Below are 13567 nucleotides of genomic sequence, written 5' to 3'. Positions count from 1 at the left end.
AATTTTGCTGATATGGCTTTTTTTCAGGCCATGCCCGCCAGCGACCCTGCAACCGATTCAGACACCCCGCAGCACGCCCGGACCGCAAAAAAGAAAAAGCCAGACGATATTCCCAAACCGAAGAAGCGCAGCGCCCTTTATCGCTGGTGGAACGGTAACCATGAGGAGATGGATTATCAGGCCGCCGTTGCTGCTGCAGTTGCAGCTGCACGCGCGCAGACGGCCACGGCAGGCGCAAGCCTGCTGGAGCTGATAAGCGGCAGAGCGCTGACCTACGGCACCTGGGCGGTACGTGGTGCCGCCGGGCTGGGGGAGACAGCCGCCGCCGGAGCGGGTGCATCCGTGGCCGGGCTGCTGGTGGGAATGATGCCCGGCAGGCTGAACGACGGCGAACAGGATTTTATCGACCGTATGCGCCTGGAGCAGATGCGTGAAGCCCCGAGCCGGGTGCGCTATACGTGGGAGAACGACAGCAGCGGGAACGCGGTCCCGCGTGGCTGGCACACGCCACCCGGCCGGGACAGTGTTCGCGTCAGAAAAATGGAGTATGACAGCAGCGCTCAGGCGTACACCTTCACCACGGAGGAAGAACCGCGCGTCACCATCGTCTGGACGCCTGATCGGACAGGTGAAGAAAAACCGTGGAATACCGGCAACCAGACGCGGCCAGTGTTGCCGAACCCGGTGATAGTGGACCCGCTGCCGGATAACACCGGCATAACGGCGACCACCAGCCCGGCACCGGAGGAAAAACGTTTCGCGGATTACATTCTGATCCTGCCGTTCCCTGACCTGCCGCCGATTTATATTTACCTGAGCAAACCGCCGGTGGAGTTTCTGGAGGTTGAGTTATACAGTGACTTCAAACGCCGTTCTCGGCAGGGGATTTACGAGGCTGATCACATGCCGTCGAGGGCTGCCGTTGATGCATATCTAAAAGCTAATTATCCGTTGCTAGATGATGACGAGATATTTGCACTGACTGATAAAGTTGCAGCCATCGTGATCCCGAAAGATATTCATCAAAAAATAAGCGAGACATATGGTGGACGTAATACGCCTACACATATTGATCTTGACTCAAGGAACCTCAGGGCAGCAGTGGATCGCAATCTGGATGCCATAAAACCGGCATTGAAAGAGCATGGAGCGACCGAAATCCAGATCGAAGCAGCAAGGGTGAAAATACATACAATTAACAGTGAAGCGGGGCTTTACAAATGACGATAGACGTTGAGGCGCTGATATATAGTCTTGGTAAGTCTTATCAATATATGCTTGGTAAGGACTTAATTCCGTATAAGTCTCCTCCAAAGGGATCTTCTGGAACACCGACCCTCAACCTCGAAATGGCTCAGGAAGGGATTTTTCTTTCTTTTTGGCGAGAGGGGCGGATTTTGAAATCTGTCACACTCAGAATTCAGCACGAACCTGCGTCCAGTTGGACATTTCCTAATGAACTACCAGCACCCTTGCAGGCGTCTATGTCTCGTAAATGGGTTAATGAAACTCTTGGTGAGCCGCTAAGAAGTGCGCCGCCTTACACTGTGATGAATAAGGATTATGGTTGGACAGACCTTTATGAGGTAAAGGATCACGATATTCCTACGAGCATGCAGATTAACTATGACCTAGAGGATCGCGTGAGGTCTGTAACCTTCATGCCAACCTCAGAGCTTCGCTGGTAATGCGCAACACAAGCCCCGGGAGGGGCTTTTTTGTTCTCGCGTGCAATAAAGCCACCATTAAAAAAGCATGGTGCGACGGAAAGTCAGATTGAAGCTGCAAAGGTTAAAATTCACGAATTGAATCGTAATGTGGGGTTATACGAATGACCGTAAATGTAGAAGCACTGAGCCGTAATCTGGGCAGGAGCTAAAAAGAATTAGTGGACAATGAAATAATCACTTATAAAACTGACACTAAAGAGGCAGTAAGTTGTGGAATGGTAACGATGAGGAGGTGGATTATCAGGCTGCCGCAGCTGCGGCTAAAAGGCGAGTAGATGAAGCCTGCCGACCAATCCAGAAAGGTTGAAAAAAGAAGATTGTCTAAGCTATTGATATTTATAGTAAAGAAACAGAAATCTTGCTTTTCGAGATAGAAATTCCATCTGAAAAAGCACATGTAATGGCAGATATTTTGGGATTAAATGCGAGAGACCGAGAAGAATTTATGTGTGGAATTGGAGTGTACAACTTGACAAAAAACCAGGCTCACGAGTTTGAATTATTGGTAGGTAAAACGTTTTATTCAGATGATGTGACCTTGCAAATTTCTGGTGGAGAAATATGAGGGCCGGATTCTTCAACCCACCAGCGAATTGTTGCTGGTGGGTTGAAATTGCCGGGAAGAAATTACGTTGTCTCTTCAGCGTGATGACGTAAAGGGATGAGGCTTCACGAATGAACTCCCTACACAGCTCTAGCCGAACCTGTCTCGCGCATGGATTCAAAAATATAATTCTCAGCTCTCGCTATGAATATTCAGCGCCCGGCGCGTACGCCCTGAACTCAGATACTCGGCAATATAATCCTGCGAAATCTCGCCGTTGTAGCGCCCGTCCTCATCCACGATCGGCATCCAGCTGGTGTTGCTCTCATACAGGCGTGACAGCACCACGCGCAGGTTGTCTTCGGCTTTCCCAGTCATGCGGAACGGATGCAGGATGTCGGCGCAGGTCCCGCTGGCGTTACGCGCTTCGCGACGCTTCACAAAGCCCAGCGGCTTGCCGTGCTCGTCAACCACGGTAATCGCGCGAATATCGTTATCATCCATGGTTGCAAAGGCTTCCGGGAGCGGAGTCGAACCCCGTACCGTAATGGTCGGCTGCTGGTCGGTGACGTCGCCGGCGGAGACCAGCAGCAGGCGCTTCAGCGTGCGGTCCTGACCGACAAACGAGCCGACAAACTCGTTCGCCGGTTTCGCCAGCAGTTCATCCGGGCTGGCGCACTGGACGATTTTCCCCTGACGGAAGACCGCGATGCGGTCCCCGAGCTTCAGGGCTTCGTCGATATCGTGGCTGACCAGCATGACGGTTTTCTTCAGCTTGCGCTGCATCTCCAGGAACTGGTTCTGGATCACCTCACGGTTGATCGGGTCCACCGCGCCGAACGGTTCATCCATCAGCAGTACCGGAGGATCCGCCGCCAGGGCGCGAATAACGCCAATACGCTGCTGCTGGCCGCCGGACATCTCGCGCGGATAACGGTGGAGGAACTTGTGCGGATCCATTGCCACCATATCCATCAGCTCTTCGGCGCGGGCTTTGCAGCGCGCTTTATCCCAGCCCAGCATGCGCGGCACGACGGTGATGTTCTCTTCAATGGTCATGTTCGGGAACAGGCCAATCTGCTGGATCACGTAGCCGATGTTGCGGCGCAGGGTGACGGTGTCCATCCCGTTGGTGTCCTCGCCGTTAATCAGGATGTTTCCGCTGCTTGGGGTGATGAGGCGGTTAATCATCTTCAGGGTGGTGGTCTTTCCGCAGCCGGACGGGCCGAGCAGGACGCACATTTCCCCTTCGGGCACGTTCAGGTTGACGTTATCGACGGCCTTAAAGGTCTGGCCGTGCTTCTGTGAAAATTGTTTGGTGAGGTTTTCCAGTTTTATCATTATCGAATCCCCTTTGGAGTCAGAACCACCTGCAGACGGTGCAGCAGCCAGTCGAGCACAATCGCTAAAAGACAGATCATCAGCGCGCCCGCAATCAACATACGAATATCGCTTCCGCCGATGCCGTTAAGCAGCAGCAGGCCAAGTCCGCCCGCGCCAATCACGGCGGCAATCGCCATCACGCCGATGTTCATCACCACGGCGGTGCGGATCCCGCCGAAAATCACCGGCAGCGCCATCGGAATTTCCACCCAGCGCAGACGCTGCCAGAACGTCATGCCGATGCCGCGTCCGGCTTCGCGCAGGCCCGGGGGCAGGCTGTCGAGCGCCGTGTGGGTGTTACGCACGATCGGCAGCAGCGAGTAGAGAAACACCGCCGTGATTGCGGGCAGGGCGCCAATCCCCTGACCGATCAGCGAAAACAGCGGGATCATCAGGCCAAACAGGGCAATGGACGGGATGGTCAACACGATGGTGGCAATCCCCAGCACCGGCGTCGCCAGCCACTTGTGACGGACAATCAGAATGCCCAGCGGGACGCCGATGATAATCGCTAAGCCCACGGCCAGCGCCACCAGCCACAGATGCTGCAGCGTCAGGGTTAACAGATAGTCCCAGTTGTCCAGAATGTAGTGAACGGTATCCATAGCGCCTCCTACAGCAGCTGTTTGCTACGCAGGAAATCGCGGGCGACCTGCTGCGGTGACTGATGGTCAATATCCACCTTCTTGTTCAGCTCGGTGATAACGTCGTTGTTGAGCTGGGCCGAGAGGGTATTAAGCGCCTCTTCCAGACCGGGATTGGCCTCCAGGGTGTCCTTGCGCACCACCGGGGTGACCGCGTAGCTCGGGAAGAAGCCTTTATCATCTTCCAGCACTTTGAGATCAAAGCCCTTCACGCGCCCGTCGGTGGTATAAACCAGCCCGGCGTCGACGAAGCCGTCGCGCACGGCGTTATAGACCAGACCCGGGTCCATCTGGCGGATTTGCGGACGGTCCAGATCCATCTTATAGGCCTCCTGCAGCGGCTTCATGCCGTCGCTGCGCCCGGCAAATTCAAGGTCTAAGCCCAGCAGCCAGTTTTTGTCCGGGTTGGTTTTGCGAACCTGTTCAATTTTCGCCACCATCTCCGACATGGTGTTGATATGCTCCGCCTCGGCGCGCTTGCGCTGCATGGCGAAGGCATAGGTGTTGTTCATATCGGCGGGTTTGAGCCACACCAGACCGTGCTTCGCATCCAGGCGCTTCACCGTCTCCCAGGACTCCTGCGGTGACATGCGCTTGTTGATGTGGTTGAAGATGATCAGCGACGTGCCGGTGTACTCCCAGGTCATATCAATCTGCTTGTTGATCATCGCGTTGCGGGAGATCACCGTGGCGATATTGGTTTTTGGCTGAACCTGGAAACCTTTCTTTTGCAGGTACTGTACGGTCATCGCCGAGAGAATGTGCTGCTCGGTAAAGCTCTTGGTCGCCAGAATCAGCGGGGCCGCCATCGCCTGGCCGGTGAACAGCGCCGCGGCACACAGCGCCGCCAGGCTGGATATCAGTCTCATAAAAGCTCCTTGTTATTGTTATCGAGCGAGATGGGGACTCATCACGCGACCCAGCGCCGCCAGCATGGTGTCGAGGATCAGGGCGAACAGGGCGGTGGCCGCCGCGCCGAGGATCAGGGTCGGGAAATCGTTCAGGTAAATGCCCGGGAAAATCAGCTCGCCGTAGCTGCTGGCGCCAATCAGGAACGCCAGCGGCGCGGTACCGACGTTAATGGCGGTGGCGATGCGGATCCCCGAGAGCATAACCGGCCAGGCGTTGGGCAGCTCAACCTGGCGCAGGCGCTGCCATTTGGTCATCCCAATCCCGTTTGCCGCTTCCAGCAGCGACGACGGGACGGAGCACAGCCCGGCGTAGGTATTGCGCACAATCGGCAGCAGCGAGGCGAGGAACAGGGCGATGATGGCGGGCGTATCGCCGATACCAATCACCACCATCGCCAGCGCCAGCACGGCCAGCGGCGGCAGGGTGTTGCCGACATTAAAGATTTGCATCACGTATTCGGCGACGCCCCGCGCGGCCGGACGGCTCAGCAGAATACCGGCCGGAATGCCCACCAGCAGGGCAAAAAACATCGACGAGAAAACCAGAATCATGTGCTGTTGCCCGAGGTAGACCAGGTCAACCTGACGCGCCTTGATTGTCTCAAGCCCGATTCCCCAGACGAGGAGGGCGAGGACCATGAGAATGGCGCCGACAAATAGCAGCGAGCGTTTGAGTAATGGGTGCATTGCGGTGTGTCTCCCTGTGCGCATGCGTTATAGCAACCACCGGTTGCCTGTTGTTATGCCATGTTTCGGCAGGGGTAATTGACCTATAGCAAGCGTTTGGGAAGGGTTCCAGCGAAGGGGGGAAATCAGTAACCCTATGAAATTAGTGACAACCTTAATTAAAGCCTTATGGCGTAAGGGCTGGTTGCGTGCCGGGCAGAATAGTCCTAAAGCGAATTTTCAATAGTGACAGTGTCACATATTAAAGGGCGCCCTTACGCCGAGAGTCGTTCGTTATTTAGATAGAGGCACGAACCCGGCGAACGCGAACCGAGATGCTAATGATAGAAAAAATGGCAACAATCGCGAGCAGCAGCCCAAGCGCCAGCATGGCGTTAAACCCAATCCATCTGAACAATAGCAGCCCAGCAATCCCTCCGCTCATAAACGAGAAAATGGTGGTTAAGTGAGTTTTCAGCTGACTTTTTTGTGCCGCGGTATCCTTCGAGTAATCCCTGCGAAGCATCGCCACCAGCACGGAGGCCAGCGATATGCCTGCATCCGTTAGCGTGCCGGTAATGTGCGTCGATCTCACCCGCCCTCCGGAGAGCTGCGTGGAGGTTGAATTATGAATACCCATCAGGCCGCACAGAAAAATTATAATCTCGCGGTTGCTCGTGAGGGCGTGGAAATACATCTCGTAGAGAGAGATGCCAGTCAATAGTACCCCCTCGACGAAAAGGATTTGGCAAAAAACCAGCCTGATATTGTGGATAATGCCCCAGAGTACAATAAGACGGGCAAGGATGGCGCCGGTAACAAAAGAGAGAATAATCGAGCCAAAGAAAATCATATCGCTCAGATCGGTGGAGGAGACTTCGCTGGATAATTGTGAGGTATTGCCGGTCATGTGAGAGGGGAAAAAGCCAAATGCCCCAAGGGCGATGGCGTTAAGCAAACCTGCCGAGGTCGCCAGCCAGAGGGCAAGCCGACGATCCTCCTTATGCGTTCGTTCTTTCTTGAGTCTAATCAGCAAGAATACCTCCGGGTTGAGCTTTGCCTGAATAGTCAGGCTAGCAAAGCGGTGCAACGGGCTGTCCAGGATATGGCTTAATTATTATTCCCTCTGACGCCAATCAGGGTTTAGTAATTAAATAAAATATCCTTACTCAAGGTGTGGGCGTAAATAATTTATATCATGCCGTTATTGCCGTGACGCAAAAACGCCGGGCGCTGGTTGAGGCGCTCATACCAGGCCTCAATCGCCGGCACGTGGGGCTTGTCAAACGGCGTCATCTTCCAGCGATTCACCGACAGCCCAAGCACCACGTCCGCAAGGGTAAACGTCTCGCCCGCCGCAAAGGCCCCGGTGCGCTGCAGCTGGTTTTCCAGAATGGTGATGCAGTGGTTCCACTCTTTTATTCCCGCCGCAATGCGCGCAGGGTCGTTAAAGTCCGGGTTTTTCCGTCCCAGCGCCGGGAAGACATAGCGCCAGGCGTTATTGAATTCAGTTGCCTGCCAGTCCATCCAGCGCTCAACGTTGGCGCAGGCCTGCGGCTCTGCAGGCAGCAGATCGTGACGTCCGGCCTTGCGCACCAGATAGCGGCAGATGGCGTTGGACTCCCACAGCACGAAATCGTCATCCATCAGCACCGGCACCATGGCATTGGGGTTCAGCGCGCGGAAGTCATCCGTTTCTGTTGAGGCAAAACCGCTGCCGTAGTCTTCCTGCAGGTAAGGGATGCCCGCTTCTTCACAGGTCCAGAGCACTTTACGAACGTTGATGGAGGTGGTTTTACCGAGGATGTTAATCATGACGCCGTTTCTCTTCAGGGGGATTAATCATTTAAAAACAATACACCCTTTGCGCGAAGAGGGAGGGATAATATTGAGTGAGGAGTGCGCTGTACGGGCAGGTCAGCGCGTTTTAAGCGGAAACGTTACGTCTTCAGGGGCGTAATGGCGGTTATTCCGCGCCGTTTTCTCCAGAGGCGCCTGCTTGCTTAATGCATGGAAAAAATTTAGGCTAACATCAGAGATATGCTTGCTCATTAAAGGCTTAGAAATGGAAAAAATAACCCCTGAATATACGTCCGTTGACTTATCTCGTTGGGCAAGGAAGGAACATTTTGAGATTTTTCAGGGGTTCGCTCAGTCGACGTTTAACCAGACGGTTTTAATCGATATTACTGCGCTGTTAAAACATATCAAAGCGGTCGGCTGGAAATTTTACCCGACTATTATTTTTCTCATTTCGAAAATCGTAAACAGTCATCCGGAGTTCCGTATGGCCATGAAAGACAATGAGCTTATTATATGGAATGAAGTTCATCCAAATTATACCATTTTCCATAATGAAACAGAGACCTTTTCATCATTATGGAGCCATTATGATGGCAATATTCAGCACTTCCAGAAGACCTACGCTGAAGACATTGCGCGCTACGGTAATAATTTTTCTTATTGGCCTAAAGAAGAATCCCGGGAAAATATCTTTTTCATATCGGGTATTCCCTGGGTGAGTTTTACCAGCTTTAACGTCAACGTTGCGCACATGAAGAACTTTTTTGCCCCTATGTTTACGCTTGGCAAATACTATGAACAAGATGGCAAAGTATTATTGCCCCTTGCCGTTCAGGTTCATCATTCCGTGTGCGATGGTTTCCATGTGGCAAGACTGTACAATGAATTACAAGAGATGATTGATGCCTTGCCGCAATCCGGCGCGTGACGTTAATAAAAAAGCCGCAAGCAGCATGCTGCTTGCGGCGTCAGGCTCGGTGACGATGTGGCAATCAGGCAGCTTTTACCGCTCTGATTTTTTTACTGTCAGCCGCAGGGGCATCGAGAGCAGGGAGCTTGCTGGTGCGCAGAATATGCTGCACGGTTTCTTTCTGCTCGGCGAGATACAGACCTAGATTTTCAGCCTGCGTTTCATCCATCTGCATTCCGCTTTGCAACAGCCAGTCGGTGAACGCGTCTGCCATATCGAGCAGCTTGTCGTGAGCGTCAGCCTCTTTCTTACTGGCAAATGTCATTTTCTCTTCACCTTTTCTTACGACAACATATTTTATTTCAACAGCCATCACGCACCTCTCATACTGTATTTATATACAGTATAACAGCTTCGGGATGATGTTGCAGTAAAAAGTGAGCTACTGGTGCATCGGCTGCGTTTCACGGCCGCCGATACTGCGTCGCCATGCGCCAGGTGCCTGACCGAATTGGCGCTTAAAGCTGCGGTTGAACGACTGCTGAGAGTCAAACCCGAGCGCGATTGCCACGTTCAGGATGGGCTCATCGCTGTGGGCTAAGCGCTCAACCGATTTTTGCAGCTTTTGCGCGCGAATATAGCCGGCGAGGGGATAGCCCGTGTGCTCTTTAAACAGGCGCTGGAGGTGCCATTTCGAGTAGCCGGAGCGCCTGGAGACGGTCTCAATGTCCAGGCGACTGTCGAGGTTGTTATCAATCCAGTCGAGTAAATCATGCATAAATGCGCCAGTGTTCATCAGGTTTCCCCCACGCAGCGATAGAAAGGTATCTTTATCTGTTGCATTTTAAGGTGGCCTGGTTTCTCGATAATTGCAAGTTTTATTGTTGCATTTAAATCCTTGCCCGAAACGGGCCTTTTAACGCCGCCTCAAATAGCACATAAAGTGCAACAATTATTCTTGCACTTAGTTAGGCGCATTCCTACAATCGCCGCGATAGTGTATTCGAAACTGTTACAGTTTTGTGGCGATGAACGACACAAATGGCCTTAAGCCAGCCCGGACAAAGGAAGTGGCGCGGCACCTCCCGCTGCGTCTTGCCCGGCGGCTACAATTACCGGAATAAAAATAATGAGCCTGCAAAAAACCTGGGGAAACTATCATCTGAATGCGCTGGGAGCGATGATGCTCTCCGTGCTGCTCGTCGGATGTGATGACAGCGTCGCGCAAAACGCCGCGCCGCCCGCGCCCGCCGTTAATGCTGCAGACGTGGTTGTGAAATCCATTAGCCAGTGGGATAGCTTTAACGGCCGGATTGAAGCCGTGGAAAGCGTGCAGCTTCGTCCCCGTGTCTCTGGCTACATCGACAAAGTGAATTTCACCGACGGCCAGGAGGTGAAAAAGGGCGAGGTGCTGTTCACGATTGATGACCGAACCTATCGCGCCGCGCTGGAGCAGGCGCAGGCGACGCTGGAGAGAGCCAAAACGCAGGCCAGCCTGGCGCGAAGCGAGGCTAACCGTACCGATAAACTCATCAATACCAACCTGGTATCACGTGAAGAGTGGGAGCAGCGCCGTTCGGCCGCCATTCAGGCGCAGGCCGATATTCGCGCGGCCCAGGCTGCGGTAGACGCCGCGCAACTGAATCTCGACTTCACCAAAGTGACGGCTCCTATTGATGGCCGCGCCAGCCGGGCGTTAATCACCAGCGGCAATCTGGTCTCCGCGGGCGACAGCGCCAGCGTGCTCACCACCCTGGTCTCGCAGAAGACGGTTTACGTCTACTTTGACGTGGATGAGTCAACCTATCTTCACTATCAAAATCTCGCCCGCAACGGGCAGGGGGCGTCCAGCCACCATACGGCGCTACCGGTTGAGATCGGCCTTGCCGGCGAGGAGGGCTACCCCCATCAGGGTAAAGTGGATTTCCTTGATAATCAGCTCACGCCGAGTACCGGTACGATCCGCATGCGCGCGCTGCTGGATAACGCGCAGCGTCAGTTCACGCCGGGACTCTTTGCCCGCGTGCGCCTGCCGGGCAGCGCGGAATTCCAGGCCATGCTTATTGACGACAAAGCGGTACTGACTGACCAGGATCGCAAGTATGTCTATATCGTGGATAAAGAGGGTAAAGCGCAGCGTCGCGATATTACGCCGGGGCGTCTGGCCGACGGTTTACGCATCGTGCAGCAGGGGCTGAAACCTGGCGATAAGGTCATCGTTGACGGTCTACAGAAAGTGTTCATGCCGGGTATGCCGGTGAACGCGAAAACCGTCGCCATGACCGCCAGCACCGCCCTCAACTGATCACTTGACCTGAGAATCCTTCCCATGGACTTTTCCCGCTTTTTCATCGACAGGCCGATTTTCGCTGCCGTACTGTCGATTCTGATTTTTATCACAGGATTAATCGCCATCCCGCTTCTGCCGGTGAGTGAATATCCTGACGTCGTACCGCCAAGCGTACAGGTGCGCGCGGAGTATCCGGGCGCCAACCCGAAAGTGATTGCCGAGACCGTGGCGACGCCGCTGGAAGAGGCGATCAACGGCGTCGAGAACATGATGTACATGAAATCCGTTGCCGGCTCGGACGGCGTGCTGGTTACTACCGTCACGTTCCGTCCGGGTACCGATCCGGATCAGGCGCAGGTGCAGGTGCAAAACCGCGTAGCGCAGGCCGAGGCGCGTCTGCCGGAAGACGTGCGGCGCCTGGGCATCACGACGCAGAAGCAGTCGCCAACGCTGACGCTGGTGGTGCATCTGTTCTCGCCCAACGGCAAGTACGATTCACTGTATATGCGCAACTACGCCACGCTGAAGGTGAAGGACGAGCTGGCGCGTCTGCCCGGCGTCGGCCAGATTCAGATTTTCGGCTCCGGTGAATACGCCATGCGCATCTGGCTGGATCCGAACAAGGTCGCAGCCCGCGGGCTGACCGCCTCGGACGTGGTCACGGCAATGCAGGAGCAGAACGTGCAGGTCTCTGCCGGGCAGCTTGGCGCCGAGCCGCTGCCGAAAGAGAGCGATTTCCTGATCTCCATTAACGCCCAGGGTCGTCTGCATACCGAAGAAGAGTTTGGCAACATTGTCCTGAAAACGTCGGAGGACGGTTCGGTCGTCCGCCTGCGCGACGTGGCGCGTATCGAGATGGGTTCCGGCAGCTATGCGCTGCGTTCCCAGCTTAACAATAAAGACGCGGTCGGGATTGGTATCTTCCAGTCACCGGGGGCGAACGCCATCGATTTGTCTAACGCGGTGCGCGCCAAAATGGACGAGCTGTCAACCCGTTTCCCGGAAGATATGAAGTGGGCGGCACCTTACGATCCGACGGTTTTCGTGCGCGACTCCATCCGTGCGGTGGTGCAAACCCTGCTGGAAGCGGTGGTGCTGGTTGTACTGGTGGTGATCCTGTTCCTGCAAACCTGGCGCGCGTCGATCATTCCGCTGATCGCGGTGCCGGTGTCGGTGGTGGGGACGTTCAGTATTCTCTATCTGCTGGGCTTTTCGCTTAACACCCTGAGTTTATTCGGGCTGGTGCTGGCGATTGGTATCGTGGTGGACGATGCCATCGTGGTGGTGGAAAACGTCGAGCGAAACATTGAAGAGGGGCTTGCGCCGCTTGCGGCGGCGCATCAGGCGATGCGTGAAGTCTCCGGGCCCATTATCGCGATTGCGCTGGTGCTGTGCGCGGTGTTCGTGCCGATGGCGTTCCTCTCAGGCGTAACCGGTCAGTTCTACAAGCAGTTTGCGGTGACGATAGCGATTTCCACGGTGATCTCCGCCATCAACTCGCTGACGCTCTCTCCGGCGCTGGCCGCGCTGCTGTTAAAACCGCACGGCGCGCCGAAAGACTTCCCGACCCGGCTTATCGATCGCCTGTTCGGCTGGATTTTCCGTCCGTTTAACCGCTTTTTCCATCGTAGCTCTAACGGCTATCAGGGGCTGGTGGGCAAAACGCTTGGCCGACGCGGCGCGGTGTTTGTGGTGTATCTGCTGCTGCTGTGTGCCGCGGGCGTCATGTTTAAAGCGGTACCCGGCGGGTTTATTCCGACACAGGATAAGCTCTACCTGATTGGCGGCGTGAAGATGCCGGAAGGCTCGTCGCTGGCGCGCACCGACGCGGTGATCCGCAAAATGAGCGAAATCGGCATGAATACCGAAGGCGTGGACTACGCGGTGGCTTTCCCGGGGCTGAACGCGCTGCAGTTTACCAACACGCCGAATACCGGGACGGTGTTTTTTGGCCTGAAGCCGTTTGACCAGCGCAAGCACTCTGCGGCGGAAATTAACGCGGAGATCAACGCGAAAATCGCGCAAATCCAGCAGGGCTTTGGTTTCTCCATTCTGCCGCCGCCGATTCTGGGGCTGGGTCAGGGGTCAGGCTACTCGCTGTATATTCAGGATCGCGCGGGTCTGGGCTATGGCGCGCTGCAAAACGCGGTGAACACCATGTCTGGTGCGATTATGCAGACGCCGGGAATGCACTTCCCGATCTCAACCTATCAGGCTAACGTTCCGCAGCTGGACGTGCAGGTTGACCGCGATAAGGCGAAAGCGCAGGGCGTGTCGCTGACCGATCTATTCGGTACGCTGCAAACCTATCTGGGCTCGTCGTACGTGAACGACTTCAACCAGTTCGGGCGCACCTGGCGCGTGATGGCGCAGGCAGACGGGCAGTTCCGCGACAGCGTGGAAGATATTGCGAATTTACGCACCCGGAATAGCCAGGGCGAAATGGTGCCGATTGGCAGTATGGTGAAAATCACGACCACCTACGGGCCGGATCCGGTAATCCGCTATAATGGCTACCCGGCGGCGGATCTGATTGGCGATGCCGACCCGCGCGTACTTTCGTCCGCGCAGGCGATGACGCAGCTGGACGCGATGTCTAAGCAGATCCTGCCGAACGGAATGAACATTGAATGGACGGATCTGAGCTTCCAGCAGGCCACGCAGGGTCTGTCTCTTATACACATCT

Annotated in this window: 14 protein-coding genes; 6 read left to right on the top strand and 8 right to left on the bottom strand. The window is 55.1% G+C overall.

Annotated features, from left to right (window positions below; translation table 11 throughout):
* From HBA26_RS21770 to HBA26_RS21760, 3 genes are all read left to right on the top strand, one after another.
* Positions 1-1224 (top strand): S-type pyocin domain-containing protein (locus HBA26_RS21770; protein ID WP_243854856.1); only part of this gene is annotated, 1224 nt, incomplete at its 5' end.
* Positions 1221-1688, top strand: coding sequence for a DUF6392 family protein (locus HBA26_RS21765; protein WP_047368455.1), 468 nt, complete (start codon positions 1221-1223; stop codon positions 1686-1688). The genes HBA26_RS21770 and HBA26_RS21765, both read left to right, overlap by 4 nt.
* 442 nt (positions 1689-2130) lie before the next feature.
* Entirely contained in the window at positions 2131-2295 is a 165-nt protein-coding gene (locus tag HBA26_RS21760) for a hypothetical protein (RefSeq protein WP_154818591.1), read from the top strand.
* Between the two features lie 171 nt (positions 2296-2466).
* Here HBA26_RS21760 and osmV read toward each other — a convergent pair whose 3' ends face one another.
* From osmV to HBA26_RS21730, 6 genes are all read right to left on the bottom strand, one after another.
* Positions 2467-3615, bottom strand: a complete 1149-nt coding sequence (osmV, locus tag HBA26_RS21755; protein ID WP_045631630.1) for an osmoprotectant ABC transporter ATP-binding protein OsmV — start codon at positions 3613-3615, stop codon at positions 2467-2469.
* Positions 3615-4262 (bottom strand): osmoprotectant ABC transporter permease OsmW, encoded by a 648-nt coding sequence (osmW, locus tag HBA26_RS21750; RefSeq protein ID WP_028012983.1) that lies wholly within the window; start codon positions 4260-4262, stop codon positions 3615-3617. Before osmW ends, osmV begins: the two co-directional genes overlap by 1 nt.
* Before the next feature lie 8 nt (positions 4263-4270).
* On the bottom strand, positions 4271-5110 hold the full coding sequence (gene osmX, locus HBA26_RS21745; protein ID WP_223239589.1) for an osmoprotectant ABC transporter substrate-binding protein OsmX: 840 nt from the start codon (positions 5108-5110) through the stop codon (positions 4271-4273).
* 78 nt (positions 5111-5188) lie between these two features.
* Positions 5189-5899, bottom strand: coding sequence for an osmoprotectant ABC transporter permease OsmY (gene osmY, locus HBA26_RS21740; RefSeq protein WP_126346037.1), 711 nt, complete (start codon positions 5897-5899; stop codon positions 5189-5191).
* 277 nt (positions 5900-6176) lie between these two features.
* Positions 6177-6914, bottom strand: coding sequence for a YoaK family protein (locus HBA26_RS21735; RefSeq protein ID WP_041912015.1), 738 nt, complete (start codon positions 6912-6914; stop codon positions 6177-6179).
* Positions 6915-7069: 155 nt separating this feature from the next.
* On the bottom strand, positions 7070-7693 hold the full coding sequence (locus HBA26_RS21730) for a glutathione S-transferase family protein (RefSeq protein ID WP_041910232.1): 624 nt from the start codon (positions 7691-7693) through the stop codon (positions 7070-7072).
* A gap of 250 nt (positions 7694-7943) precedes the next feature.
* Here HBA26_RS21730 and catA point away from each other — a divergent pair, with 250 nt between their 5' ends.
* Positions 7944-8609 carry a type A chloramphenicol O-acetyltransferase gene (gene catA, locus HBA26_RS21725; RefSeq protein ID WP_048956348.1) on the top strand — a complete coding sequence of 222 codons (666 nt, stop codon included), beginning with the start codon at positions 7944-7946 and terminating at the stop codon, positions 8607-8609.
* Between the two features lie 64 nt (positions 8610-8673).
* On the opposite strand, the gene HBA26_RS21720 is transcribed toward catA, so the two are convergent.
* On the bottom strand, positions 8674-8964 hold the full coding sequence (locus tag HBA26_RS21720) for a YebG family protein (RefSeq protein ID WP_028012989.1): 291 nt from the start codon (positions 8962-8964) through the stop codon (positions 8674-8676).
* A 69-nt stretch (positions 8965-9033) separates the two neighbouring features.
* A complete protein-coding gene (locus HBA26_RS21715; protein WP_028012990.1) occupies positions 9034-9387 on the bottom strand; it encodes a helix-turn-helix domain-containing protein in 354 nt (117 codons plus the stop codon).
* 333 nt (positions 9388-9720) lie between these two features.
* Here HBA26_RS21715 and HBA26_RS21710 point away from each other — a divergent pair, with 333 nt between their 5' ends.
* Together HBA26_RS21710 and HBA26_RS21705 are read left to right on the top strand one after the other, a co-directional pair.
* Positions 9721-10896 (top strand): efflux RND transporter periplasmic adaptor subunit, encoded by a 1176-nt coding sequence (locus tag HBA26_RS21710; RefSeq protein WP_028012991.1) that lies wholly within the window; start codon positions 9721-9723, stop codon positions 10894-10896.
* Between the two features lie 24 nt (positions 10897-10920).
* A partial coding sequence (locus HBA26_RS21705) for an efflux RND transporter permease subunit (protein ID WP_166721045.1) occupies positions 10921-13567 on the top strand: 2647 nt, incomplete at its 3' end.

Source organism: Enterobacter sp. 725m/11, assembly GCF_011683705.1.
GTDB lineage: Bacteria > Pseudomonadota > Gammaproteobacteria > Enterobacterales > Enterobacteriaceae > Enterobacter > Enterobacter bugandensis.
The sequence above is the reverse complement of the archived record's forward strand: the minus strand, read 5'-3'. Positions and strand labels throughout refer to the sequence as shown.